Origin of the sequence: Streptosporangium lutulentum (assembly GCF_030811455.1) — a bacterium.
Classification (GTDB): domain Bacteria; phylum Actinomycetota; class Actinomycetes; order Streptosporangiales; family Streptosporangiaceae; genus Streptosporangium; species Streptosporangium lutulentum.
In genome coordinates, this window is sequence record NZ_JAUSQU010000001.1 from 9,430,955 (window position 1) to 9,454,981 (window position 24,027).

The 24,027-nt window shown below is 69.9% G+C and carries 19 protein-coding genes and 1 riboswitch; of the genes, 14 read left to right on the top strand and 5 right to left on the bottom strand.

Annotated elements, in window-relative coordinates; translation table 11 throughout:
* Positions 1–72: 72 nt before the first annotated feature.
* Positions 73–1,617: a D-alanyl-D-alanine carboxypeptidase/D-alanyl-D-alanine endopeptidase gene (dacB, locus tag J2853_RS42460; protein WP_307567284.1), complete on the bottom strand. Its 1,545-nt coding sequence runs from the start codon at positions 1,615–1,617 to the stop codon at positions 73–75.
* A 126-nt stretch (positions 1,618–1,743) separates the two neighbouring features.
* Here dacB and J2853_RS42465 point away from each other — a divergent pair, with 126 nt between their 5' ends.
* On the top strand, positions 1,744–1,899 hold the full coding sequence (locus J2853_RS42465; RefSeq protein ID WP_307567286.1) for a hypothetical protein: 156 nt from the start codon (positions 1,744–1,746) through the stop codon (positions 1,897–1,899).
* 12 nt (positions 1,900–1,911) lie between these two features.
* A complete protein-coding gene (locus tag J2853_RS42470) occupies positions 1,912–3,102 on the top strand; it encodes an MFS transporter (RefSeq protein ID WP_307567287.1) in 1,191 nt (396 codons plus the stop codon).
* On the opposite strand, the gene J2853_RS42475 is transcribed toward J2853_RS42470, so the two are convergent.
* Positions 3,083–3,628, bottom strand: a complete 546-nt coding sequence (locus J2853_RS42475; RefSeq protein ID WP_307567289.1) for an FHA domain-containing protein — start codon at positions 3,626–3,628, stop codon at positions 3,083–3,085. The two genes, J2853_RS42470 and J2853_RS42475, sit on opposite strands and share 20 nt — an antisense overlap.
* A gap of 88 nt (positions 3,629–3,716) precedes the next feature.
* On the opposite strand from J2853_RS42475, the gene J2853_RS42480 reads away from it, so the two are divergent.
* The 7 genes from J2853_RS42480 (at position 3,717) to J2853_RS42510 (ending at position 14,373) form a co-directional block, all read left to right on the top strand.
* Positions 3,717–4,244: a PadR family transcriptional regulator gene (locus J2853_RS42480; protein WP_307567290.1), complete on the top strand. Its 528-nt coding sequence runs from the start codon at positions 3,717–3,719 to the stop codon at positions 4,242–4,244.
* Positions 4,241–4,945, top strand: coding sequence for an ABC transporter ATP-binding protein (locus J2853_RS42485; protein WP_307567291.1), 705 nt, complete (start codon positions 4,241–4,243; stop codon positions 4,943–4,945). Before J2853_RS42480 ends, J2853_RS42485 begins: the two co-directional genes overlap by 4 nt.
* A gap of 109 nt (positions 4,946–5,054) precedes the next feature.
* On the top strand, positions 5,055–7,685 hold the full coding sequence (locus J2853_RS42490) for an FtsX-like permease family protein (protein WP_307567292.1): 2,631 nt from the start codon (positions 5,055–5,057) through the stop codon (positions 7,683–7,685).
* 408 nt (positions 7,686–8,093) lie between these two features.
* Positions 8,094–10,703, top strand: coding sequence for an ABC transporter permease (locus J2853_RS42495; protein WP_307567294.1), 2,610 nt, complete (start codon positions 8,094–8,096; stop codon positions 10,701–10,703).
* Between the two features lie 170 nt (positions 10,704–10,873).
* Positions 10,874–11,044: a hypothetical protein gene (locus J2853_RS42500; protein WP_307567296.1), complete on the top strand. Its 171-nt coding sequence runs from the start codon at positions 10,874–10,876 to the stop codon at positions 11,042–11,044.
* Positions 11,045–11,105: 61 nt separating this feature from the next.
* Entirely contained in the window at positions 11,106–13,733 is a 2,628-nt protein-coding gene (locus J2853_RS42505; protein ID WP_307567297.1) for an FtsX-like permease family protein, read from the top strand.
* A 67-nt stretch (positions 13,734–13,800) separates the two neighbouring features.
* Positions 13,801–14,373 (top strand): hypothetical protein, encoded by a 573-nt coding sequence (locus J2853_RS42510; protein WP_307567299.1) that lies wholly within the window; start codon positions 13,801–13,803, stop codon positions 14,371–14,373.
* 221 nt (positions 14,374–14,594) lie between these two features.
* On the opposite strand, the gene J2853_RS42515 is transcribed toward J2853_RS42510, so the two are convergent.
* Positions 14,595–15,455 (bottom strand): hypothetical protein, encoded by an 861-nt coding sequence (locus J2853_RS42515; RefSeq protein ID WP_307567301.1) that lies wholly within the window; start codon positions 15,453–15,455, stop codon positions 14,595–14,597.
* 205 nt (positions 15,456–15,660) lie between these two features.
* Here J2853_RS42515 and serA point away from each other — a divergent pair, with 205 nt between their 5' ends.
* Complete coding sequence (gene serA / locus J2853_RS42520; RefSeq protein WP_307567302.1) at positions 15,661–17,250, top strand: phosphoglycerate dehydrogenase; 1,590 nt, start codon at positions 15,661–15,663, stop codon at positions 17,248–17,250.
* A gap of 656 nt (positions 17,251–17,906) precedes the next feature.
* Here serA and J2853_RS42525 read toward each other — a convergent pair.
* Complete coding sequence (locus J2853_RS42525; RefSeq protein WP_307567304.1) at positions 17,907–18,638, bottom strand: C40 family peptidase; 732 nt, start codon at positions 18,636–18,638, stop codon at positions 17,907–17,909.
* A 2-nt stretch (positions 18,639–18,640) separates the two neighbouring features.
* Positions 18,641–18,872, bottom strand: a riboswitch (cyclic di-AMP (ydaO/yuaA leader).
* A 143-nt stretch (positions 18,873–19,015) separates the two neighbouring features.
* Here J2853_RS42525 and J2853_RS42530 point away from each other — a divergent pair.
* Both J2853_RS42530 and J2853_RS42535 read left to right on the top strand, forming a co-directional pair.
* On the top strand, positions 19,016–20,065 hold the full coding sequence (locus J2853_RS42530) for a 3-isopropylmalate dehydrogenase (protein WP_307567306.1): 1,050 nt from the start codon (positions 19,016–19,018) through the stop codon (positions 20,063–20,065).
* Between the two features lie 170 nt (positions 20,066–20,235).
* Positions 20,236–21,330: a branched-chain amino acid aminotransferase gene (locus J2853_RS42535; protein WP_307567308.1), complete on the top strand. Its 1,095-nt coding sequence runs from the start codon at positions 20,236–20,238 to the stop codon at positions 21,328–21,330.
* Positions 21,331–21,480: 150 nt separating this feature from the next.
* On the opposite strand, the gene J2853_RS42540 is transcribed toward J2853_RS42535, so the two are convergent.
* Positions 21,481–22,134 carry an O-methyltransferase gene (locus J2853_RS42540; protein ID WP_307567310.1) on the bottom strand — a complete coding sequence of 218 codons (654 nt, stop codon included), beginning with the start codon at positions 22,132–22,134 and terminating at the stop codon, positions 21,481–21,483.
* Here J2853_RS42540 and J2853_RS42545 point away from each other — a divergent pair.
* Positions 22,133–22,375, top strand: a complete 243-nt coding sequence (locus tag J2853_RS42545; RefSeq protein ID WP_307567312.1) for a hypothetical protein — start codon at positions 22,133–22,135, stop codon at positions 22,373–22,375. The genes J2853_RS42540 and J2853_RS42545 overlap by 2 nt on opposite strands.
* Before the next feature lie 38 nt (positions 22,376–22,413).
* Entirely contained in the window at positions 22,414–23,991 is a 1,578-nt protein-coding gene (gene cimA / locus J2853_RS42550) for a citramalate synthase (RefSeq protein WP_307567314.1), read from the top strand.
* The last annotated feature ends 36 nt before the right edge of the window (positions 23,992–24,027 follow it).

Below are 24,027 nucleotides of genomic sequence, written 5' to 3' on the forward strand. Positions count from 1 at the left end.
AATTCCGGATATTAACTTGAGTTTCAGGTAAACCAGAGTGGTCCCAGAGGCGTCAGGGAGCTCGACGACCGGTCAGCACTCCACGGGCTTCAGCCAGGAGCACTCAAGCTCCGGTGCGTCCACCGCCGCCTTCCTGAGCTGGACGTTCGGCACGTCGGCGGGCGCGGTCCTGCTGAACTGGGCGAGACGGATCGCGATCTTGTCCTCGATGTCCTTGGGGGAGGCGGACAGATACTGGTTGAGCAGCACGGAGAAGACCAGCGGCTCGTTGTCCGCGCTGGTCACGTAGCCGGACAGGGCCGAGACGCCGGTCAGGGAACCGGTCTTGCCCCGGACGTTCCCGGCGGCGGGGGTGCCGGCCATCCGGCTCCGCAACGTGCCGCCGACCATCCGCTCCGGCGCGCCCGCGATCGGCAGCGAGGCGTACCAGGTGGCGAACCAGGGCTTGGACCGCAGGGCGATCAGCAGGTCCGTGATGCCGCCCGGCGTGAGGCCCTCGCCCCGGGACAGGCCCGAGCCGTCCCGCATGCGCAGGGCGGGCATGCCGTTGGCCTGACCGAAGGAGGAGGCGGCGGCGAGTCCGGCGCCCCACGTCCCGGCTCCGGAGACCTTGCGGCCGATCGACTTGATCAGGATCTCGGCGTGCATGTTGTTGCTGAGCTTCATGAACGGGACGAGGAGCTCGCTCAGCGGCATCGACTGACGGGAGGCCACGGTGGCCGCGATCTGCGGGGTCGCGTCACGAGTGGTGGAGCCCATCACGCGCACGCCGTGATTGGTCAGCGCCTTGCGGAAGAGGGAGGCGGCGTAGCCGGTGGGGTCGTCCACGGTGACCCACTCGTCGTAGCCGCCCGCGACGGTCCCCGTGATCAGTACGGTGTTGGTGCCGTGTTGCCGCTCGATCGACACGTTGGTCGTGGTACCGGTGGTCGCGTTGTTGACGATCTTCAGGTAGTCGGTCTCGGGGGTGGTGGACACCTTGGCGGGCTTGCCCGCGGCGGATCCGGGGGCGACCGAGACGATCACGGAGCCGGCGTCGTAGTCCGTGTTCGGGGAGGCGGTCAGCGCGGAGATCTGCGCCGAGTAGTAGTACGGCTCGTCGTCCCAGGCCCAGTCGGTGCCCAGCGGCACCGCGTCGAACCAGGTGTCGTCGGCGACCAGTTTGCCGGAGACCGTCTTGATCCCCGCGTCGGCGACGCGGGCGGCCAGCGCGTCGTAGTCGGCGGCGAGCATGGTCGGGTCGCCGGTGCCCTTGAGGTACAGGTCGCCGGCGAGGGTGGATCCGGCCTTGCGGCCGGTGGACAGCACGCTCGTGGTGAAACGGAAGTCCAGGCCGAGGGAGTCCACCGCGGCGGCGGAGGTCAGCAGCTTGGCGTTGGAGCCGGGGGTGAGGATCTTGCCGGCGTCCTGGCCGTAGAGCTGCTCGCCGGAGGCGGCGCTCTTGACGACCACCCCGGCCTGCGCGGGGGTCAGCCGCGCGTCGCTGAGGATCTGGTCGAGGTCTTTGACCAGATCGGTGACGCCGGATGTGGGTTCGAGCGCGCTCGCCGGGGCGGAGCTCCAGGTGAGACCGGCGAGCAGGAGGATTGAGATCGTTGCTTTGCGCGAAGGGCGCACAGGCTTCTCCAGGTGTTAGGGGATCTGCGATGATCATGATGGAGAATCGCAAATCTCGCAGCAATACGGAAATATCCGTATCTTTCTGGGCCTACCAGGCGATCACTCGCTGCGATTGAATGGGTCATGATCAAACCGGCGCTCACCCCCGCCGTCGTCACCGTCCCGCGCAGCGTGCGTATCGGCTACGGTGTCGGCTCAGTCTGCACCGCGACGTTCAGTACCGTCCCGGGATTGCTGCTGTTGTTCTACATGACCAACGTGCTGGCCGTCCCCGCCTAGATCGCGGGCATCGTGCTCTTCCTCCCCAAGCTCTGGGACGTGTTCATCAATCCCTGGGTTGGCCAGCGCTCCGACCGCACGGCCTCCCGTCTCGGCCCGCGCCGTCCGTGGATGCTCCTGGGCGCGCTCACCCTTCCCGTGACGTTCGCGCTCACCTTCGCCGGCCCGCCGCTCACCGGCATGCCCGCCGCGCTGTACGTCGCCGTCTTCTACTTCCTCACCGCGACGGCCTACGCCTTCTACGAGGTGCCCTACAAGGCGATGGGCACCGAGATGACCGAGGACTACCACGAGCGCTCGGCGATCCTCCAGTGGAAGATGGTCTTCGTCGGTCTCGCGATCCTGCTGTCCGGGGCTCTCGCGCCGGCGCTCGCGGGCGACGACGCCTCCGGCTACCGGATGATGGGCCTGGTCATCGGGGCCGCGCTGCTGGCGTCGATGCTCGCCACCTTCTTCGGTACGGCCCGCGCCCCGATGGTCGTGCGGGCCACGGCGGAGCCGTCGATCAGGGCCCAGTTCGCCGCGGCGCGATCGAGCAGGCCGTTCATGGCGCTGCTCGGCCTGAGCTGCGCCCAGATGTTCGCGGCCGGAACCATGCTGGCCGGAACGCCGTACCTGGCCACCTACATTCTCAAGGAGCCCTCGGCCACCACCACGCTCCTGCTGTGCATCGTCGGTCCGCTGCTGGTCACGATGCCGCTGTGGGTGTGGTTGTCCAGGCGTTACGACAAGCGCGGGGCGATGTTCCTCGGATCGGTCCTGTTCCTGGTGGGCGCGATCGGGATGGCCTTCGCCGGCCAGTTCGGCTCGGTGTACGCGCACCTGTGCGTGCTGGTCATCGGCATCGGCTACGCCGGGTGGCAGATGCTGCAGTTCTCGATGCTGTCGGACGTGATCGTCTACGACGCGATGGTCACCGGCAAGCAGCGGGCCGGGGTCTTCACCGGGCTCTGGACAGCCGCCGAGACCGTGTTCTTCGCGCTCGGCGCGCTGGTGCTCAGCTGGCTGCTCGGCGTGGCCGGATTCGTCGAGTCCGATCCCTCCGCGCCGGTCGCGCAGCCGGACGCGGCGATCACGGCCGCGCTGTACGGCACGACGCTGGTGCCCGCGCTCGTCGTCGTGATCAGCGTCGTGCTGACGACGCGCTACCCCCTGACGGCGAAGAAGCTCGAATCGGGAGACGTCAGATCAGCTGAGGGGTGATCACCACAAAGCCGCAGTCGCCGAAGGAGATGACGTCGCCCGGCCGGACCCTCGCCGGTCCGACCAGGCGCCAGTCGTTCAGCCGGGTGCCGTTGAGTGAGCCGAGGTCGACAAGGATCCAGTTCTCCTCGTCGCGGCGGAGCTCGGCGTGCACCCGGGAGACGGTCAGGTCGGCCAGGACCAGGTCGCAGGCGGAGCCGCGGCCCACCACGTAGCGGGTGCGGCCGTCGCCGGGCAGCGCCAGCCTGGGCAGTCGGGGACGTCGCCAGGCGGACTCCACACGCTTGGTGAAATCGGAGGCCGAGGAGACGACCTCGGTGACCATGCGGCGGAACCGGCCGCGTTGCGGGAGGTCGGCGACCAGGTTGTCGAGCTCGCCCTGGCTGCGTGCGCGCAGCGCCATGTCGATGCGACCGAGGAACGTGTCATGTGACAGATGCCCCTCGACGGCACGGTCGCGGAGCTCGTTGATCGCACGATCACGATCCCCGTCGGATGCGCGGGACGGAGGATGCGTCGAGCTCATCCTCTGAGTATCAGGCCCAACTATGGAACCTGTCCAGAATATGCAGATCTCTTGCGAGGGGGATACTGAGTATGCATACTCAGTATCCATGGCGATCCGACAGGGACTGCTCGCTCTGCTGAGTCAGGGACCCCGCTACGGCTACCAGTTGCGCGCCGAGTTCGAGGCGTCGACAGGGGCGTCCTGGCCGCTCAACATCGGCCAGGTCTACACGACGCTCTCCCGACTGGAGCGCGACGGTCTGGTGAGTCCCGGCGAGCAGGACGAGCAGGGCCGGGTCGTCTACGCGATCACCGAGGCCGGTCGAGCCGAGATGGAGCGATGGTTCGGCACCCCCGTCGCCCAGGCCGACCGGCCCCGGGACGAACTGGTCATCAAGCTCGCCATGGCGGTCACCGCGAGGGCGGACGTGCGGCCGGTCATCCAGGCCCAGCGCACCGCGACCATGCGCACGCTGCAGGAGCTCACCCGCGCCAAACGCGCGAACGACGGCGGACCGGCACAGCGGCTGGTGCTGGACTCGATGATCTTTCAGGCCGAGGCCGAACAGCGCTGGCTCGATCACTGCGAGGCCGTACTGGCGGCCTCCCCCCACACGCAGGAGACACAACAATGAGTTTCGATCCGGTTGTACGACTCGCGGACGTGACCCGCGTGCACGGTGACGGCCCGCAGGCCGTGTCGGCACTGCGGGGCGTGAGCCTGGACGTCGCGGCCGGCGAGCTGGTGGCGGTGATGGGTCCGTCGGGGTCGGGGAAGTCGACCCTGCTGAACCTGGCGGGCGGCCTCGACCTTCCCACCTCGGGTGAGGTCGTGGTGGAGGGCACGCCGCTGGCGGGTTTGAAGGCCGCCGCGCTGGCCGCGTTGCGCCGGCGTCGAGTGGGTTACGTCTTCCAGGATCTCAACCTGATCCCGTCGCTCACGGCGGCGGAGAACGTGATGCTCCCGCGCGAGTTGGACGGGATCAAGGCGAAGCAGGCCCGCCGCGATGCCCTGGAGGTGCTCACCGAGGTCGGTCTGGCGGAGGTCGCCGACCGGTTCCCCGACGAGATCTCCGGTGGCCAGCGCCAGCGGGTCGCGATCGCCCGCGCGCTGGTCGGGGACCGGCGGCTGCTTCTGGCCGACGAGCCCACCGGCGCGCTGGACACCCCGACCGGCGACGACATCCTGCAGCTTCTGCGCGCCCGTTGCGACGCGGGGGCGGCGGTGTTGCTGGTCACCCACGAGCCGCGTTACGCCGCCTGGGCCGACCGGGTGGTCTTCCTGCGCGACGGCGAGATCGCCGACTCCACCGCCGCCCTGGAAAGCGTCCGATGAGCGAGCGAACGGACCTGCGGATCGCTGCCATCCGTCCGCGATACCGGAGAACGAACCTCCGGTGGCGGGGAGACGGAACGGACCTCCGGCCACGAGGCGGGATGAACGCGTGAGCGCTTTTTTCGCCGCGCTCCGGATCTCCCGCCGGGGGATCGGGCAGGCCAGAGCACGCAGCGCGCTCATCATCGTCATGATCGGCCTGCCTGTCCTGCTGCTCACGGCGAGCGCGACGTGGCAGGCCACCGGGGACGTCACCCTCAAGGAGGGGCTGAACTGGAACATCGGCGCGGCCGACGCCCACGTCCGGGAGGCGGCATCCACCAAGCCGGTGAAGCAGAGCGTCGACGGAGCTCACTCCGTCGCCGCGAAAGGCCGCACCGCCAAGTACAGGAACCTGACGGAGCAGGAGATCCTCACCCTTTTCGGGCCGGGCAGTCGTGCGGTCCCCACTCGCGTCTCCCTGACCGGCTACCGGACGGCCGGTGTCTACCGGGAGGCCGACGTCCGGGAGATCGACCTACACGACCCGATCACCACGGGCATGTACAGGCTTCTGTCCGGGCGCCTGCCGCGGACGGCGGGGGAGGTCGTGGCGAGCCCCGGTCTGAAGCTGCCGGAGGGAAGCACCCTCACGGTGAACGGCAGGGGAGCCGCCGTCGCCGTGGTCGGCGTCGTCGAACCCCGGCGCGCGCCCGAAGAGCTGGAGATCGTCGCGCCTCCGGGGGCCGTGTTCGACGGGAGCAGTCGGGTCAGCACGGCCTGGCTCATCGACACTCCCGCTCCCGTCTCCTGGCAGCGGGTTCGCGAGATGAACCGGCAGGGCGTCACGGTCCTCTCCCGAGGGGTGATCGACGCTCCGCCTCCCTCGGGGAACGGCCCGGAGGATCCCCTCCCCCATGCCACGGGAGGGACTTCCCGCATCGTGATGGCGGCCCTTGCCGCGGTCGTCGTCGTGCTGGAGGTCGTCTTCCTGGCCGGACCGGCGTTCGCCGTGGGCATCCGGCGCCGCCGGCGCGAGCTCGCGCTGATCGCCGCGCAGGGCGGTTCGCCCCGCCACCTGCGCGGCGTCGTCCTCGCCGACGGGCTCACCCTTGGGCTCGCGGCCTCCCTGATCGGAGTCGCGGGCGGGATCGGGGTCGGCGCGGCCGTCACGCCGTTCGTCCACCGGGGACCGTTCGAGGTGCCTGTCGGCTGGGTCGCGCTCGCCGTACTCCTGGGAGTGGCGAGCGCGCTGCTCGCGGCGGTCGTCCCCGCCGTCCAGGCGTCGCGGGCGGTCGTCCCCGCCGCCCAGGCGTCGCGGGCGGACGTGGCCGAGGTGCTGGCCGGTCGCCGGGGCACGGTCAGGGAACGCCGTGGTCTGCCGGTGCTGGGCCTGGTGCTGCTGCTGGGGGCGGTGGCGGTCGTCGTCGCCGGCACCGCCCTGTCGAGACACCCGTCCATGCGTTTCCTGGGACTGTACGAGGTCGGCCTGCTGGCGAGCGCGGTGCTCGGGCAGCTCGGGCTCGTCCTGCTGACGCCGTGGCTGATCGGCGCCGCGGCGCGCCTGGCCGCGCGACTGCCGCTGCCGTTCCGGATGGCCGCCCGGGACGCCGCGCGCAACCGGGGCCGCACGGCCCCCGCCGTGGCCGCGGTGCTCGCCGCCACCGCGGTCTTCGCCACGGTGGCGGTGATGAGCTCCAGTCAGAACGCCCGGGTGAGGGAGCAGTACATGCCCTCGTATGTGATGGGGAGCACGGCCGTGACCTCTTACGAGCCCGATCCCGCACTCTGGAACGAGATCAAACGAACCACCGCCTCCACCCTGCCGGGGGTGCCGCTGATCGAGGCCGGACAGCTCGCCGGGCCCGATTCCCGAACTGTCAACGTCGTGGTCCAGCGTGACTGCGTGGGGCACTGCCCGCTGTCCTTCATGAGGCGCTGGGACGTGCGGGTGGGCGGGACCGACCTGCTCCGCTATTTCCTGCGCGGCCCCGACCCCGCCGCGGAGGCCGCCCTCGCGGCGGGCAAGGCGGTGGTGTTCGATCCTCAGGCGCTGCGCGACGGGATGCTGGTCTTCACCGCCGAGCTTCACAAGCGCACCTCGCACTCGGTGCCCGCCGTCGTCCGGCGCCCCCCGGACGGGCCGCTGGTGACCGCGGTACTGCCCGTGTCGCTGGCGGCGAAGCTCGGCCTCACCGTCAGGTATGACACCCTCATCGCCGATCCGGCCGTGCTGCGCACGACGCCGGAGCAGGAGGAGCGGCTGCGGGCCGCCGTACGGTTCGCCGGCTCCTCGGCCTCCGCCGAGGTCGAGCGGGGCTTCCCGAGCAACCTCGGCGTGAGGTTGCTCACCTTCGTTCTCGGCGCCGCCGTTCTGGTTCTCGGGGGCACGTTCGCCGCGACGGGGCTGGCCGCGGCGGAGGGGCGCCCCGATCGGGCCACGTTGGCGGCGGTGGGCGCGCCGGGCCGCGTCCAGCGGCTTCTCGTCGCGGGGCAGGCCGCGTTCATCTCCCTCCTGGGCGTGGCGGGAGGAATCCTCGTCGGGCTGATCTTGGGCGTGGCGGGTGTCATCGGTGACCATGCTCGTAACCGGATTCCCCCGATGAAGCCGGTGATCGGCATGCCGCCCCCGATGCCCGTCGTGCTCGACGTGCCCTGGCTCATGTTCGGGAGCGTGCTGGTCGGCCTGCCGCTTCTGGCGGCCCTGGTGGCGGGGGCCCTCACCCGGACGAGGGCGGCGCTCACCCGCCGCCTCACCTGACCCCCGGCTCACGTGGGCTCGCCGCCCGGTCACCGTCTTCCCGTCCGACCGCCGCCGTCCGTTCGGGCCGCCTGGCCGATGCGTTCAGCCGGTGACGCCGGCGCCGGCCACGTGGGCGCCCCGCTCGATGACTGCGAGGCCGTGTCGGCGGCCTCCCCCCAACACAGGAGACACAACAATGAGTTTCGATCCGGTCGTACGGCTCGCGGGCGTGCCCCGCGCGCACGGCGACGGCCACCGGGCCGCACCGGCGGGCCTCCTCCTCACCCGCGAATCCCGCCGTGCGGCCCGGCCCGGCCCGGGTGGTCTTCCCTCACGACGGCGAGATCACCGCCATCCCCCGGGAGAGTGGCCGACGAGCGGGCGACACGTGTTCATGGGCCCCGGACCGCGTGACGGGAGAACGGCATGAGCGCCTTCCTCGCCGCCCTGCGCGTCTCCCGCCGGGGCGCCTTGCGTGCCAAGGGACGCAGCGCGCTGATCATGGTGATGATCGGCCTGCCCGTCCTCGTCATCACGGGACTCCTGACCTTCTCCGCGACCGCGAGTCTCACTCCACAAGAGCGCCTCACCGCGAACCTCGGAGCGGCCGACGTCCGTATCAGGACGACGGAGACCCGCGGCGGGCTGGAACAGGACTTCCAAGGCGAGTGCTGCCCATCCGGTGCCGGTCCCGCCTCCACCACGCCGTGGACATCGGTGGAGCTGGCGGAACTCCTCGGACCCGGAGCCCGGCTCCTTCCCGCGAACGAGGGCAGCGCCGACTTCCGGAGCCGGGACGAGCGCGGCCATGTGGGCGTGCGCGAGCTGGACCTGCGAGATCCCCTGACGACGGGCATGTATCGCCTGGTGAGGGGCCGCTTCCCGGCCTCGGCCCAGGAGATCGCGGTGACCCCCGCGATGCTGGAGAGGGGAGCCCGCCTCGGCGCGCCGCTGGCCGTCATGCGGGAGGAGAGGCCGCTGCGAGTCGTCGGAGTGATCGAGCATCCGCACCAGACCGACAGCTCGGAGATCGTGGCACTGCCCGGCACCCTGCTCCTCGACAGGCGGGACGGTCACGGTGCCGGCTGGCTGGCCGACACCGCGGGGCCGATCACGTGGTCTGACGTCCAGCGGCTGAACGCCGTCGGGCTTCTGGTCACGTCCCGTGCCGTCATCGAGGATCCCCCCGCTGTCGACGCGATGTACCGCGGTTCGACCGAGGTGAACGAGCTCGTCGGGATCGGAACCGCGGCGGTCATGATCGTGCTGGAGGTGGTGCTGCTCGCCGGTCCCGCCTTCGCCGTCGGGATCCGGCGGCGCCGCCGCGAGCTCGCGCTCATCGCCGCGCAGGGGGGCTCCCCGGGGCATCTGCGCATGATCGTTCTTGCCGACGGCGTCGTCCTCGGCGGCGGTGCGGCGGTGATCGGACTGGCCCTCGGCGTCGGCCTGGCGTCGCTCTCGGCCGCGCTGGAGGCAGGCCGGCTGATCGGAGGCGTCGGTCCACTGGAGATCCCCTGGGTTTCGGTGGCGGCCGTCGCCCTGCTCGGCGCGGGTAGCGGGATCATCGCGGCCCTGGTGCCGGCCGTGCAGGCCGCCCGGCAGGACGTGGCGTCGGTGCTCGGCGGGCGCAGAGGCGAGGTGCGCGATCGGGTGGGGCGTCCCGTGCTGGGCCTGATCCTGCTCATCGCCGGGATGGCGGCCGTCGTGTTCGCCGTCAGGATCGATCAGGCCTGGGTCATCGCCGCCGCCCTCCTCGCTCAGCTCGGCCTGGTCGCGCTGGCGCCAAGGCTGGTCAAGGAAGCCGCGCGACTGGCGGCCCGGCTTCCGCTGCCCTTCCGGCTGGCCGCCCGTGACGCCTCCCGCCATCGTGGTCGTACGGCCTCCGCCGTCGCCGCGGTCATGACCGCGGCGGCCGCGGTCGTCGCGGTGGGGATCGCGGGCAACAGCGACTTCGCCGCGAGACGGGACGCCTTCCAGGCAGCCGTCCCGGCCGGAACCACGATGATCAAGGCCGGCGGCCTCGCGGACGATCAATGGGCCGGGCTGAGGGCGGCCACCGAGCGGAAGCTGCGAGGAGTGCCGCTGATCGAGGCCGCCGAGATCCGGAACACCAGAGGCGCCACCCTCCAGCTGACCCCCCTGAGAACCTCCGGGAGCAGGCTGCGGTTCTTCGGCCACTCCGGCGGCCCCAGATATCTGCCGATCGGGGACGAGCGACTGCTCACCTTCGTTCAGGGGCGGCGGGACCCGGTGGCGTCAGCCGCGTTGGCCTCGGGAAAGGCCGTGGTGTTCGACCCGGACCTGGTTCAGGACGGACAGCTGGCCCTGCTCGCGTCATCGTTCAGCGCGGAAGAGGAGACCGTCAAGATCACGATTCCCGCCGTCGTGGCCAGGGCCGCCGATCCTCAGTACGCCATCGCGGTGCTGCCTGTCTCCGTCGTCCGGGGCACCGGGCTGGAGACGAGGCCCGGCAGCCTGTACATCGACCCGATCTCCTACCGGCCCACCCCTCAGCAGGAGCTTGAGCTGGTATGGGACCTGAGAAAGGTGGCCCCCGGGGTCGGGATCCAGGTCGAGGGCGGATTCCAGGAAAATATCGACCCCCAGCTGTGGCTGCTCCTGGGGGCGGCCCTCGTCCTGGTGCTGGGCGGGACGTTCGTCGCCACCGGGCTCGCGGCGGCCGACATGCGGCCCGACCTCGCGACGATGTCCGCCGTCGGAGCGCCGTCGGGCACACGCAGGCTCGTCGTGGCAGGGCAGGCCTGCTTCATCGCGGGACTCGGCGTGCTGATCGGGGCTGTGGCGGGATCCATGACCGGGGTCGCCCTGCTCTGGTCGACGATGAAGGACCGGATGCTGGGATACGAGACGGTTCTCACACCGACCAGCCATACGGAATCCTTCCCCGAGCTGACGACGGTCGAGATCCCCTGGCTCTTCCTCGCCGCGGTGGTGATCGGACTGCCGGTGCTGGCCGCGCTGGTGGCGGGGGCCTTCACCCGGACGAGGGTGGAGCTCACCCGTCGTCCCACTTGACCCCGGCTCATGGCTCCGGAGAGAACCGTGAGCTCGCTGCCCGGTTGTGGTCTGCCGGGCCACCCGACCGGCGTGTTCAGCCGGTGACGCGGGCGCCGGTCACCTGGGCGCCCTGCTTGATCGCTGCGAGGCCGTGCTGGCGGCTTCCCCCTAACGCAGGAGACACAACGATGAGTTTCGATCCGGTCGTACGGCTTGCGGACGTGAGCCGCGTGCGCGGTGACGGCCCGCGGGCCGTACCGGCGCTTCGAGGGGTGAGCCTGGGCGTCGCCGCCGGGCCGGACGCGTCGCGCCGCCGTCACGACGGCGAGATCGCCCCCTCCCCGGAGGTCGCCCGATGAGCATGCGAACGGACAGGCGGCGCGCGTTCGCGAACCTTGGCCCGCAGGGCGGGAGGACCGCATGAGCGCCCTTTTCGCAGCTCTGCGCATCTCCCGCCGCGGAATCGGGCGGGCCAGGGCGCGCAGCGCGCTCATCATCGTGATGATCGGCCTGCCCATACTCGCCCTCACCGCCGTGTTGACCGTGGACGTCACCCGGGACATGAAGCCAAGGGAGCGGCTGACCATGGACCTGGGCGCGGCCGACGCCAAGGTGACGGACAGGGCCGCGGAGCCGATCCGGCAGGACGTGACAGGCAACGCCTGGGAGCCCCAACGTGACAGGCCGCTGCGAGAGCGGTCCCAGGCGGAGATCCAGGCCGTGATCGGATCCGGTCGGCTCATCCCGATGAGTGAAGATTTCACGGAGTACCGGAACGGGACCGACTACGCCAGCGTGGGAGTCAGGGAGGTGGATCTGCGCGACCCGATGACGGCAGGGATGTACCCGCTCCTGCGGGGGCGCCACCCGCAGACCGTCGACGAGGTGGTCGTCACCGCCTTCCTGAAGGTAGAAGTCGGCTCGACGATCCGCTACACCCGCGACGATGTGCCCAAACGGGTGGTGGGGGTGGTGGTCAAACAGCCGGATCGCTTCAACATTGAGATCATCGGACTGCCCGGCTCACTGATCCCCGTCCGCACCACGACCCCTGTCGAAGCATCTGGGGCGGCCGAACGGTCCTGGCTGGTGGACACCCCGGCGCCGATCACCTGGAACGAGACGCGTCGGATCAATCGGGCAGGTGTGACCGTGCTGTCGCGAGCGGTGCTGGAGGACCCGCCGTCCGTGGGTGACGGGCCGGCGCAGGCCATCAGGGAATGGCTGGACAGCAGGGGGGTCAACGGTTTCCTCGTAGGCGTCATGGGAGTGACGCTGGCCGTGATCGAGGTTGTGCTGCTGGCCGGGCCCGCCTTCGCCGTCGGACTGCGGCGCCGTCGCAGGGAACTCGCGCTCATCTCCGCCCAGGGCGGCTCGGCCCGCCACCTCAAGCTGGTCGTGCTGGCCGACGGGCTGACCCTGGGATTGGCCGCCGCGGTGCTCGGCATTACTGGAGGAGTCGGCACCGCCAGAGCGATCACGTCATACCTCGGGGTCTGGCCGCTCGGCGAGATGGGGCCGTTCGAGGTGCCCGCCGTACAGATCGCACTGGTCGCGGTGCTCGGCGTGTTCAGCGGGGTGGCGGCAGCCGTGGTGCCCGCCGTGCAGGCCGCTCGGGCGGACGTGATGGCGGCGCTCACCGGGCGGCGGGCTGAGGTGCGCGACCGCGCCGGATGGCCGCTGCTCGGTCTGATCCTGCTGGTGGTGGGGCTCGGGGCGATGATCTACGGGATCTGGGTAAGTGACGCGGTGGTTCTCTTCGGTGCGGTGCTCGGGCTGCTCGGCCTGGTCATGGTGACGCCCCGGCTGGTCCGGCTGATCGGCGGGCTGGCCGGAGGGCTCCCGCTGCCCTTCCGGCTGGCCGCCCGCGACGCCTCCCGCAACCGCGGTCGTACGGCCCCCGCCATCGTGGCGGTGCTGGCCGCCGCGGCGGCGTTCAGCGCGTTCGCCGTCGGCATCGCCAGCGAGCGGAGAGCGTTCGAGGAGCACTACCGGATGCTCTATCCGATGGGCGCCACGGCGGTCTTCGGAAAAGACGTCACCGAGGAGTCCTGGAAGAAGATCCGGCCGATCGTCGAGGGGGCGCTCCCCGGCGTGCCGCTGATGGAGGCCTACACCGCTGTCGACGCCGACGACAGGGGGGTGGCGTTCCAGCAAATGGACGGAGCGTGCAGCCGCTGCACGACCTCGACATCGGGGTTCGGCTACCTTCCGGCTGGCGGGCCCGACCTACTCCGCCTCCTGCTGGGCCGTACCGATCGGGCGGCCGAGACGGCGTTGGCGGAGGGGAAAATGGTGATCTTCAATCCGAAGGCGGTCAGGGACGGCATGATCCGTCTCAACCTCTCGACGTGGACGTCGGACGAGCTGAAGGAGCGGATTATCGCCGTGCCCGCGGTGGTGGCCACAGTCAAGGGGCCGTTCAACGTGCTCGGCGTGATGCCGGTCGAGGTGATCACCAAGGAGGGGTTCACCGCCAAGCTGAGCCACCTCATCGTGGATCCGGCGGTCGCCCGCCTGACCCCGGAGCAGGAGCAGCGTCTCAGCGGGCCGGTGCGCGCCGTCACCCCCAAGGTCGCGGTCCAGACCGAACGGGGGAGCCGGCGGGATGACAGGCCTGACCTCATCCTGTGGGTCATGGCGGCCTTCGCCTCCGTGGTGGTGCTCGGCGGCACGTTCACCGCCGTGGGGCTGGCCGCGGCGGACGCCCGGTCCGACCTTGACACCCTCTCGGCGATCGGGGCGAGGCCCGGGACCCGCAGGCTGGTGGCGGCCGGGCAGGCGGCGTTCATCGTCGGACTCGGCGTGCCCCTCGGCCTGCTCGTCGGGCTGGTCCCCGGGTTCGCGCTGGCGAGCCAGGCGAGCCTGCGACGTGACGCCACGCAGGAGATCGGGCTCAACGGGGTCCCGTTCGAGAAGATGGGCGTCATCCTCAGCGTGCCGTGGCCGAATCTCCTCGCCGTGGGCATCGGCCTGCCGCTGGCGGTGGCACTGATCGCGATGGCGTTCGCCAGGACCAGGACCACGCTGACCCGCCGGATGGGGTAGGCGGAGTTTCCGGCCGGGCGACGGCGAGGGTACGCCGGGCAGGGCGGGTGGGCTGGTAGGTGTGGTGGTGTCCCAGTTCACGGCAGCGAGCGAGACGATGGCCGACAGCACCGAACCTCTCAGATCCCCCAGGCGCTCGGGCAGGCTGGGCCGGATCCGGCGGCGCGAGCCGTCCGAGCGGCTGCTGTCCGGCGCCGTCTACGGCACCGTTCTGGCCAGTAGCCTGGCGGCCGCCCTGGACCAGACCGAGACCCCTCCCAATCCCGGATACGACGCGGTGTGGGTGCTGATCTCCGTGCTGGTGGCGGCCGTCGCCCACGGTTACGCGCACACACTCGCCCACCACACCGTGACCGGCGACAGGCCCCTCGTCCACGCGGCGCGTTCGGTGCTGACCGAGTGGCCGCAGGTGGCGGCCGCTCTGCCGACCGTGGGCGTGCTCCTCGTGGCCCACCTGGGGTGGTGGAACCAGTCCACCGCCGTCAGGGTCGTCCTGGTGTTCAACACGGTCACGCTGTTCGGCTGGGGGATGTGGGCCACCAGGACCTCCGGCGGCTCCTGGCCGGCCGCCTGGAAGGTGGGGTGCGTCGACATGCTGCTGGGCCTGGCCATCGTCATCGCGAACACCTTGATCAAATAAAACCGGGGCCGCGATTCGCGGGGCGGCCGGGGCCGGGAGCCGCGGGACGGCCGGGGTCGTGGTCCGCCGATTGGGAGCATGGGAAGGACGGCACACGCCCCGATGACCCGTGAAGGCGCCCCGGGAGTCGAGGCGCTCCCCGGTACGGACCCGGTCGGGGCCGCAGAGGCGGGCTTGAGCACCTCTTCTCCGTCCGACGGGATCTCCCGCCGGTGATGTCCTCAGTCGGTGACGTCGGCGCAGACCACGTGGGCGCCCAGTTCGACCATCCGCTGCTCGCTGCGCGCGTCGGCGACCCTCGCCATGAGGATCGGCGCCTCGCTCGCCGCGAGTTGCGGCAGCCGGGCGCGCACCCCTCGGTGGATGTCCCTGACCACGTCCTCGGCCGCCGACATGTGCACCTTGACGTGCAGCATGATCCCCGGGGCGCCGGAGGAGGTCCGGGCCTCGGAGATCCACACGTGGTGGACGAGCGGGTAGCCGGAGAGCAGGTGCGAGATCGCGGCGCGCAGGGCGGGCAGGATCGGGTGGTCACACCGCCGGTAGCCGGGGTCCACCATCTGCATCGGCCCGGACAGATGGGGCCGGGGCGCGGGGATCCACGGTTGCGAGGGCGCGGCGGGCACCGGGATCTTCGGGCGTGCCGTCGAGGGACGCGAGACGGTGGCCATCGCCCCGGTCGCGTACGCCGTCGGGGTCGTCGGGGTCGCGCTCGACAGCACGGGTGCGGGGCCGCCGCGTGTCGAGAGCAGATACCGCTGGAGATCCTCGATGGGCACGGCCGCCGCCGCAGGTCCAGCCGCGTCGATCACGATTTCCCGCACACCGGTGACGCGCTGGATGTCGAGGATGGTGTCGGCGTCGCAGGCCGACAACGAGTGGCTGCCACGGTGCCGTGCGTAGGTGCTCTCCGAGGTGTACCCGAGCAGCACACGATCACCGGCCTGGGTCGTGCCCAGCACGACGGAGCGGTCCGGTCGCACGGCAACCAGGAGTCCCCATTCGGCAAGCGCCGCCAGCAGCCGGTGCGGGCCGCCATGCTGCGCGAGCACTTCGCCGAGAGCGGGGTTCCCGATGCTCATATGAGGAACGATAGGTAGTGAACCACGGCTTATCAGGGTAATAGCGAAGTTTTGTGGTGAGCAATACCAAGTTGAATTTTGTACGCATGGGATCCGTAGGGATTGGGTAGCGTCTCGGATCCCGGGACACTCGTGAAGCCGTTCACAAGCGCAGATAGACTAGGTGAGGTCCGTGCAGCCTCCCCGTCTCAGAAGGATCCAGACTGTGAACAAGCCCGTCGTATTGGTCGCAGAAGAACTCTCCGAGGCCGGTCTGGCGGTTCTGGGCGCGGACTTCGAAGTCCGTCACACCGACGGTGCCGACCGAGCCCAGTTCCTGCCCGCACTCGCCGGAGTCGACGCGCTCATCGTGCGCAGCGCCACGCAGGTGGACGCCGAAGCCATCGCTCACGCTCCCAAGCTCCGTGTCGTCGCCCGCGCCGGCGTCGGACTGGACAACGTCGACGTGGAGGCCGCGACCAAGGCCGGCGTCATGGTCGTCAACGCGCCGACCTCCAACATCACCAGCGCCGCCGAGCACACCGTGGCCCTGATCCTCGCCTCCGCGCGCAACGTCGCCCAGGCGCACTCCGCGCTCAAGGCCGGCGAGTGGAAGCGCTCGAAGTACACCGGTGTGGAGCTCGACGAGAAGGTCATCGGCATCCTCGGCCTCGGCAAGATCGGCCAGCTGGTCGCGCAGCGCCTGCAGCCGTTCGGCGTCGAGCTGATCGCCTACGACCCCTACCTGCAGCCGGCCCGCGCCGCTCAGATGGGCGTCCGGCTGGCCTCGCTGGAGGAGGTCCTGCGCGAGTCCGACTTCATCACCGTGCACCTGCCCAAGTCCAAGGAGACCATCGGGCTCATCGGGGACAGGGAACTCCACACGGTCAAGCCGTCGGTCCGTCTGATCAACGTCGCCCGCGGCGGCATCATCGACGAGAACGCCCTCTACTCCGCCATCAAGGAGGGCCGCGTCGCCGGCGCCGGCATCGACGTGTTCCCCAAGGAGCCCGTCACCGACAGCCCGCTGTTCGAGCTGGACCAGGTCGTCGTCACCCCGCACCTGGGCGCCTCCACCCACGAGGCCCAGGAGAAGGCCGGCACCCAGGTCGCGCGCAGCGTGAAGCTCGCCCTCGCCGGCGAGTTCGTGCCTGACGCGGTCAACGTCCAGGGCGGTGTCGTCGCCGAGGACGTCAAGCCGGGTCTGCCGCTGGCCGAGAAGCTCGGCCGGGTGTTCACCGCCCTCGCGGGCGAGGTCGCCACCAAGCTCGACGTCGACGTCCGCGGCGAGATCGCCGCCCACGACGTGCGGGTGCTGGAGCTGGCCGCCCTCAAGGGCGTCTTCACCGACGTGGTCGAAGACTCGGTCACCTACGTCAACGCCCCGCTCCTGGCCAAGGACCGCGGCGTGACGGTCGAGCTGATCACCAGCTCGGAGAGCCCCGACTGGCGCAACGTCGTGACCGTTCGCGGTGTCCTCGCCGACGGCCGTACGGTCTCGGTCTCGGGCACCCTGTCGGGGCCGCGCCAGATCACGAAGATCGTCGAGGTCAACGGCTACCAGATGGAGATCGAGCCGACCGACCACCTGTCGTTCTTCACCTACACCGACCGCCCCGGAATCGTCGGCGTCGTCGGCCGGATCCTCGGAGATCACAGCATCAACATCGCCTCGATGCAGGTGGCCCGTGACGTGAAGGGCGGAAAGGCCCTCATCGCGCTCACCGTCGACACGGCCATCCCGCAGAACGTCGTCGACCAGATCGGTGCCGAGATCGGCGCCGACAGCGGCCGCTCGGTCGATCTGGCCGAATAAGCGGACAGATGATTTCTCCGGCTGCGGCCGCCGCCCCGACGACCCGGGTGGCGGCCGCAGCCGCGTCTCAGCATCTGAGAAGTGTGTACGGCGGGCGAGACGGCGGTTCGACGGCCAGGTAACCTTGACATCAAATGCGTCAGGTTCTTGTACTCCTTACCTGCCGCGGCGGGGCCTGACAGGGGCAGGCCGGCAGCTCGCCGCGGTGTGATGGCGCTCGCCGGCCCCAGCCTCCCGCCGCCGATCCGTGACCCGGATCTGCGGCATCAGGCTCGATTCGGATTCGTGACCGGAGTCCCGATCACCTCTCCTGCTCGCATGCGACCGAGACGAGAATCGCCATGTATGAGATGTATTCCTGGGACCGTCCCGACGAGACCGAGGACGAGGCCGCCCAGGCTCTCCAGACCGCTCTGGACCGCCGCGACAACGGCGGGGCTCCCACCGACCGTTAGCCACCCGTCGCTCCGTTCCGGAGAGGCGGAGTGGGCGAGGGCGCCCGGCGAGGGCGCGTCGTCCACGAACCGGGCGGCCCTGAGCTGCCGGCCGGGCATCGACCGTGAGTGTGAGCGGCGGGCCCCGCACCCTGGACGGTGAGGGTGGGTGCGGGGCCCGCCGGCCGCCGGCCCCAGGGGCAGGGCCGGTGAGGGGATGGCTCAGGAGGCGGTCAGGAGTCCGGCCGCGATCGCGGCCTTGACGCCCTTGGGGTCGGGGCGGACGGCGCCGGCGAAGGAGGCGCGGCGGCCGGAGTCGAGTTTCTCCACCTTGACCACGTCACCGGTGTGCGGGGCGTTGACCATGTAGCCCGGCTTGCTGACCATGCCGACGTGGCCGAGGCCGTCGAAGAAGACCAGGTCTCCCGGCTGGAGGTCCTTCCAGGCGATCTTCCTGGAGAACGCGTTGTACTGGTCGGCGGCGACGCGGGGCAGCTTGATCCCGGCGGCGCCGTAGGCGCGGAGCATCAGGCCCGAGCAGTCGAAGCCGCCGTGGCCGGTGCCGCCCCAGACATAGGGAGTGCCGCGCTTGGCCATGGCCCACTGCAGGGCCTTCTTCCAGGCGGGCTTCGGGGGCTTCGGGGGCTTGGGAGGCGTGACCGGCGCGGCGGGCGCGGCCGTGGGCGCTTGCGAGGGCTCGACGGCGCCGGGCACGAAGGGCGTGGCCGGGGCGCCGGGGGTGCCGGGTATGCGGAGTGTGCCGGGCGTCGTGGATTCGGGGGCGGGTGTGACGGGCGTCGCGGGCACGGGAGCGGGGGCTTCCCCTCGGGCGACGGAGACGGAGACGTCGGCGGGGGAGAGGCGGGAGTCGGCCAGAGCGACGGCCTGAGTCCCGAGCACGGCGGCGCCGGCCACGAACAAGGACAGGACGCGGGGGTAAGTCTTGCCGGACAAAATGGTTCCTTCCATAAGGCCGGCCGGGTGAGCTGTCGGACTCGGACGTGGAGGTCGCCCTACGGCGCGATGGATGCGCCGATTCGCCCCTAGGGATCGCATGAGGACAGCGAGGAACGGCTCCGGGGGTGGAGCGAGGTTCCAGTCGTCCGGCGGATCCCGAAAAAAGTGGTTCCCCGGCCCCGCGCAGGCCGATGTAGGGGATGACCTGTGCGGATTAGGCGTCAGTACGAATGCTGAGGACCATAACGAAAGTCAACGAAACGGTCAATACCTCGCAAAAATGGACAAAACGATCAGGCGTGCCGTACGCTCAGATTTGTCCGAAGAGTGAGATCGTTGTTCGATCACCGAGACGGGACCGGTAAGGTGCGTTCATGGATTCGCGCAACATTCGCCTGGCTGTCATTCCCGGAGACGGGATCGGTGCCGAAGTCGTCACCGAGGGCCTGAAGGTTCTGGAAGCGGTCGTCGGCACGAAGGTGGAGACCACCACCTACGATCTCGGAGCCAAGCGGTACCACGAGACCGGTGAGACCCTGCCCGACCCTGTCCTGGACGAGCTGCGCGGATACGACGCGATCCTGCTCGGCGCGGTCGGCGACCCCAGCGTGCCCCCGGGCGTCCTGGAGCGCGACCTGCTGCTCAAACTCCGTTTCCAGTTCGACCACTACGTGAACCTCCGCCCGGTCAAGCTCTTCCCCGGCGTGGAGACCCCGCTGGGCGGCGCCCGCCCCGAGGACATCGACATGATCGTGGTCCGCGAGGGCACCGAGGGGCTGTACGCCGGGACCGGTGGCGTGATGAGGCGTGGCACATCCCACGAGATCGCCACCCAGGAGTCGCTGAACACCGCCCACGGCGTCGAGCGGGTCGTCCGCTACGCCTTCGAAAAAGCGCTCGGCCGTCCCCGCAGGAAGCTGACACTGGTCCACAAGACCAATGTGCTCACCTACGCCGGTGACCTCTGGGCCCGCGTCTTCGACCGGGTCGGCCTGGAGTACCCCGACGTCGAGACCGACTACTGCCACGTGGACGCGGCCTCGATGTTCTTCGTCAGCCAGCCCGAACGGTTCGATGTGATCGTCACCGACAACCTCTTCGGCGACATCATCACCGACATCGGCGCGGCCATCGCCGGCGGCATCGGCCTGGCGGCCAGCGGAAACATCAACCCCGACCGCACCGCGCCGAGCATGTTCGAGCCGGTCCACGGAAGTGCCCCCGACATCGCGGGCCAGGGCAAGGCCGACCCGACCGCGACGATCCTGTCGGTCGCCATGCTTCTGGACCACCTCGGCCTGGCCCAGGAGGCCGCACGGGTCGAGCAGGCCGTGGCCGACGATCTGGTCGAACGGCTGACCGGCTGGGCCGGCCGGACCACTCACGAGATCGGTGACGACATCACCGCCCGAGTAACCGGCTGAGGAAGCCGCCCCCTCACTTCAGACGCGCCTGGCGGCTCCTACGAGCCGCCAGGCGCGTCTTCGTTGTACCGGCACTGCCGGGTTTCGGTGTCGATGCAGTAGTTTTCCCGTTACCTGTTCCGTCGCAAAATGGATTCAGGGTCGCCCTACGCCAAGAGAAGGATCTCGCCATGACCACCGCTCAGAAGCTCAGCTTCGACGTGCAGCTCTCCGACCACGCGCGCACCGCGGCCGAGCGCGAGCAGGTACTGGCGAGCCCCGGATTCGGGCAGGTCTTCACCGATCACATGATCTCGATCGACTACACCGAGGGCGAGGGCTGGCACGACGCGCGGCTCATGCCGTACGGCCCGCTGAGCCTGGACCCCGCGACCGCGGTCTTCCACTACGCCCAGGAGTTCTTCGAGGGCATGAAGGCCTACCGCCAGGAGGGCGGGACGATCGCGACCTTCCGCCCGTACGCCAACGCCGCCCGCTTCAACAACTCGGCGCTGCGGATGGCCATGCCGGAACTGCCGGAGGAGACCTTCGTCGAGTCGCTGGAGCTTCTCGTCCAGACCGACAGGGAATGGGTCCCCACGACGCCGGGTCACAGCCTCTACCTGCGCCCCTTCATGATCGCCACTCAGGCCGCGCTCGGGGTGAACTACCCGTCCAGGACCTACAAGTACATGGTGATCGCCTCTCCGGCGGCGGCCTACTTCGGCGCCGGAAAGCCCGTCTCGGTCTGGCTCTCCACGGAGTACACCCGCGCGGCCCCCGGCGGAACCGGCGCCGTCAAGTGCGGCGGCAACTACGCGGCGGCCTTCGTGGCCCAGCGCCAGGCCGTCGAGCAGGGCTGCGACCAGGTGGTCTGGCTCGACGCGGGTGAGCACCGCTACGTCGAGGAGATGGGCGGGATGAACCTGTTCTTCGTCTACGGCGACCGCCTGATGACGCCGGCGCTCACCGGCACGCTCCTGCCCGGCATCACCCGCGACTCGATCCTCGCCCTCGCCGCAGACCTCGGTCTGACCCCCGAGGAGGGCCGTCTGTCGATCGAGGAGTGGCAGGCGGGCTGCGAGTCGGGCGAGCTCACCGAGGTCTTCGCCTGCGGTACCGCGGCGGTCGTCACCCCGGTCGGCTCGGTCAAGGGCGCCGACCGCGCCTGGACGGTCGGCGACGGCGACCAGGGCCCGGTCACGTCCAGGATCCGCGAGGAACTCGTGGGAATCCAGTACGGTTCCCGCCCCGACCCGCGCAGCTGGGTGCACAAGATCTGCTGATCCCTCACTCGGGGAAGCCCGGCCTCCTGGGGCAGGGTTTCCCCGAGAACGGAACCGTCCCTTCCGTACGGAAGGGACGTGACTCTCTCGACGCTTTACTTAAAGTGATGGCAAAATTTTGTGGCCGTCCGGGGCTCGGGAGAGCTCTCGTCAGTGCTTTCGAATCATGGTGAGGCCGTCGGCGATGGGCAGCATGACCGAGTCGACCCGGTCGTCGTTCATCACCATGTCGTTGAAGTCGCGGATGAACCGGGTGGTCTCGTCGTCGTTGGTGGGATCGGCGACGTGCCCGCCCCACAGGGTGTTGTCGACGAGGATCAGGCCGCCGGGCGCCAGGCGGGGCATGAGGATCTCGTAGTAGACGGGATAGTTGACCTTGTCGGCGTCGATGAACGCCAGGTCCACGGCCAGCTGGGCGGGAAGCTCCTTCAGCCGCTCGGCCGCCGGGCCGATCTTCAGCTCGATACGGTCGGCGACCCCGGCCTTGTCCCAGTAGCGGCGGGCGATCGCCGTCCACTCCTCGCTGACGTCGAAGCAGTTCAGCCTGCCGCCCGCTCCGAGGCCCCGGGCGAGGCAGATGGACGAGTAGCCGGTGAACGTGCCCACCTCCACCACGTGCCGGGCGCGGCTGATCTGGGTGATCATCGTGAGGAAACGTCCCTGATCCGGAGAGACCTGCATCCGCGCGCTGTCCCCGGTGAACTCGCGCGTCTCGACGGCGAGCGCGTCGAGGACCTCGTCGGACCAGGTGCTGTGCGCGAGTAGATACTGCCCGACTGCGGAATCGAGATAGGTGGCCTTCATGCTGGCCATTCTCACCCTTGGCCGCCGGTTCGGGGCGGAAATCCGGGGTTGCGTCCGCGCGCCGTACATCTCAGATCTTGAGATCGATGTGTCAGATGCTGTCGGTGTGTGGCAGACTCCTGGACATCATGTTCTACGCTCTGCTCATTATCGGCAGGCGCGCCGGCTGAAAAGGGACACCGCCGGCGCGCAGACCTCTCACGTCCGTGAGGGGTCATTTTTGTTTCTCAATGCCGACTGAGCGCGCGGCGGATCGTCAAACCCGCGAAGGAGACCGACATGAACGATGATCGCTTCCATGTGTACGACACCACGCTCCGTGACGGTGCCCAGCAGGAGGGCCTCAACCTCACGGTGGCCGACAAGCTGGCCATCGCGCGTCACCTGGACGATCTGGGCGTCGGCTTCATCGAAGGGGGATGGCCCGGCGCCAATCCCAAGGACACAGAGTTCTTCAGGCGGGCTCGCACAGAGCTCGACCTGAAGTACGCGCAGCTTGCCGCGTTCGGTGCGACCCGCCGAGCAGGTACGAAGGCAGCCGACGACCCATTGGTGGCCGCGCTGCGCGAATCCGGCGCGCCGGTCGTGACTCTTGTCGCCAAGAGCCACGACCGGCACGTGGAGCTGGCCCTCCGCACGACTCTCCAGGAGAACCTCGCGATGATCCGCGACACGGTTTCTCACCTTCGTGCGGAGGGACAGCGAGTCTTCCTCGACGCCGAACACTTCTTCGACGGCTACACGTCCAATCCAGCCTATGCGCTGGAAGTCCTGCGCACCGCCGCCGAGGCGGGGGCGTCCGTCATCGCCCTGTGCGACACCAACGGCGGCATGCTTCCCGACGAGCTCGCCGAGGTCGTCCACGTCGCGACCGGGACGTCCGCCAGGATCGGCATCCACTGCCACGACGACACCGGCTGCGCGGTGGCCAACACCCTGGCCGCGGTGAAGGCGGGCGCCACCCATGTGCAGGGCTGCGCCAACGGCTACGGCGAGCGGTCGGGCAACGCCAACCTGTTCACCGTCGTGGCCAACCTCCAGCTCAAGCGGGGCTTCGACCTCGTCCCGAAGGAGACGCTGGCCGACATGACCAGGATCGCTCACGCGATCACCGAGGTCACCAACATCACTCCCAACTCCCACGCCCCCTACGTGGGCGTCTCCGCCTTCGCGCACAAGGCCGGGCTGCACGCCAGCGCCATCAAGGTCGACCCCAACCTCTACCAGCACATCGATCCCGCCGAGGTCGGCAACGACATGCGCATGCTCGTCTCCGACATGGCGGGCCGCGCCTCGGTCGAGCTCAAGGGCCGGGAGCTGGGCTACGAGCTGTCCGCGGAGACCTCGCGCGAGCTGGTCAACCGGGTCAAGGACCTGGAGTCCAAGGGCTACACCTTCGAGGCCGCCGACGCCTCCTTCGAGCTGTTGCTCCGCGACACCGTGTCGGGCGAGCGCAGGCGCCACTTCGAGGTCGAGTCCTGGCGGGTGATCGTCGAGCGGACCCGCGGCGGCGAGCTGGTCAGCGAGGCCACGGTCAAGCTGTACGCCAAGGGCGAGCGGATCGTCGCCACCGGAGAGGGCAACGGTCCCGTCAACGCCCTGGACAGGGCCGTGCGGCTGGGACTGGAAAGGCTCTACCCCGAGCTGGCGGAGGTCGCGCTGATCGACTTCAAGGTGCGGATCGTGGAGGGCAGCCACGGCACCGACGCGGTCACGCGCGTGCTGATCACCTCCAGCGACGCGACCGGCGGGTGGTCGACGGTCGGCGTCGACGAGAACATCATCGAGGCCTCCTGGCAGGCCCTGGAGCAGGCCGTCACCTACGGCCTCCTGCGCGCGGGCCACGTCGCCGACTAGATGGGGGTACGGCTCGGCCGTACCCCCGGGGGGCGT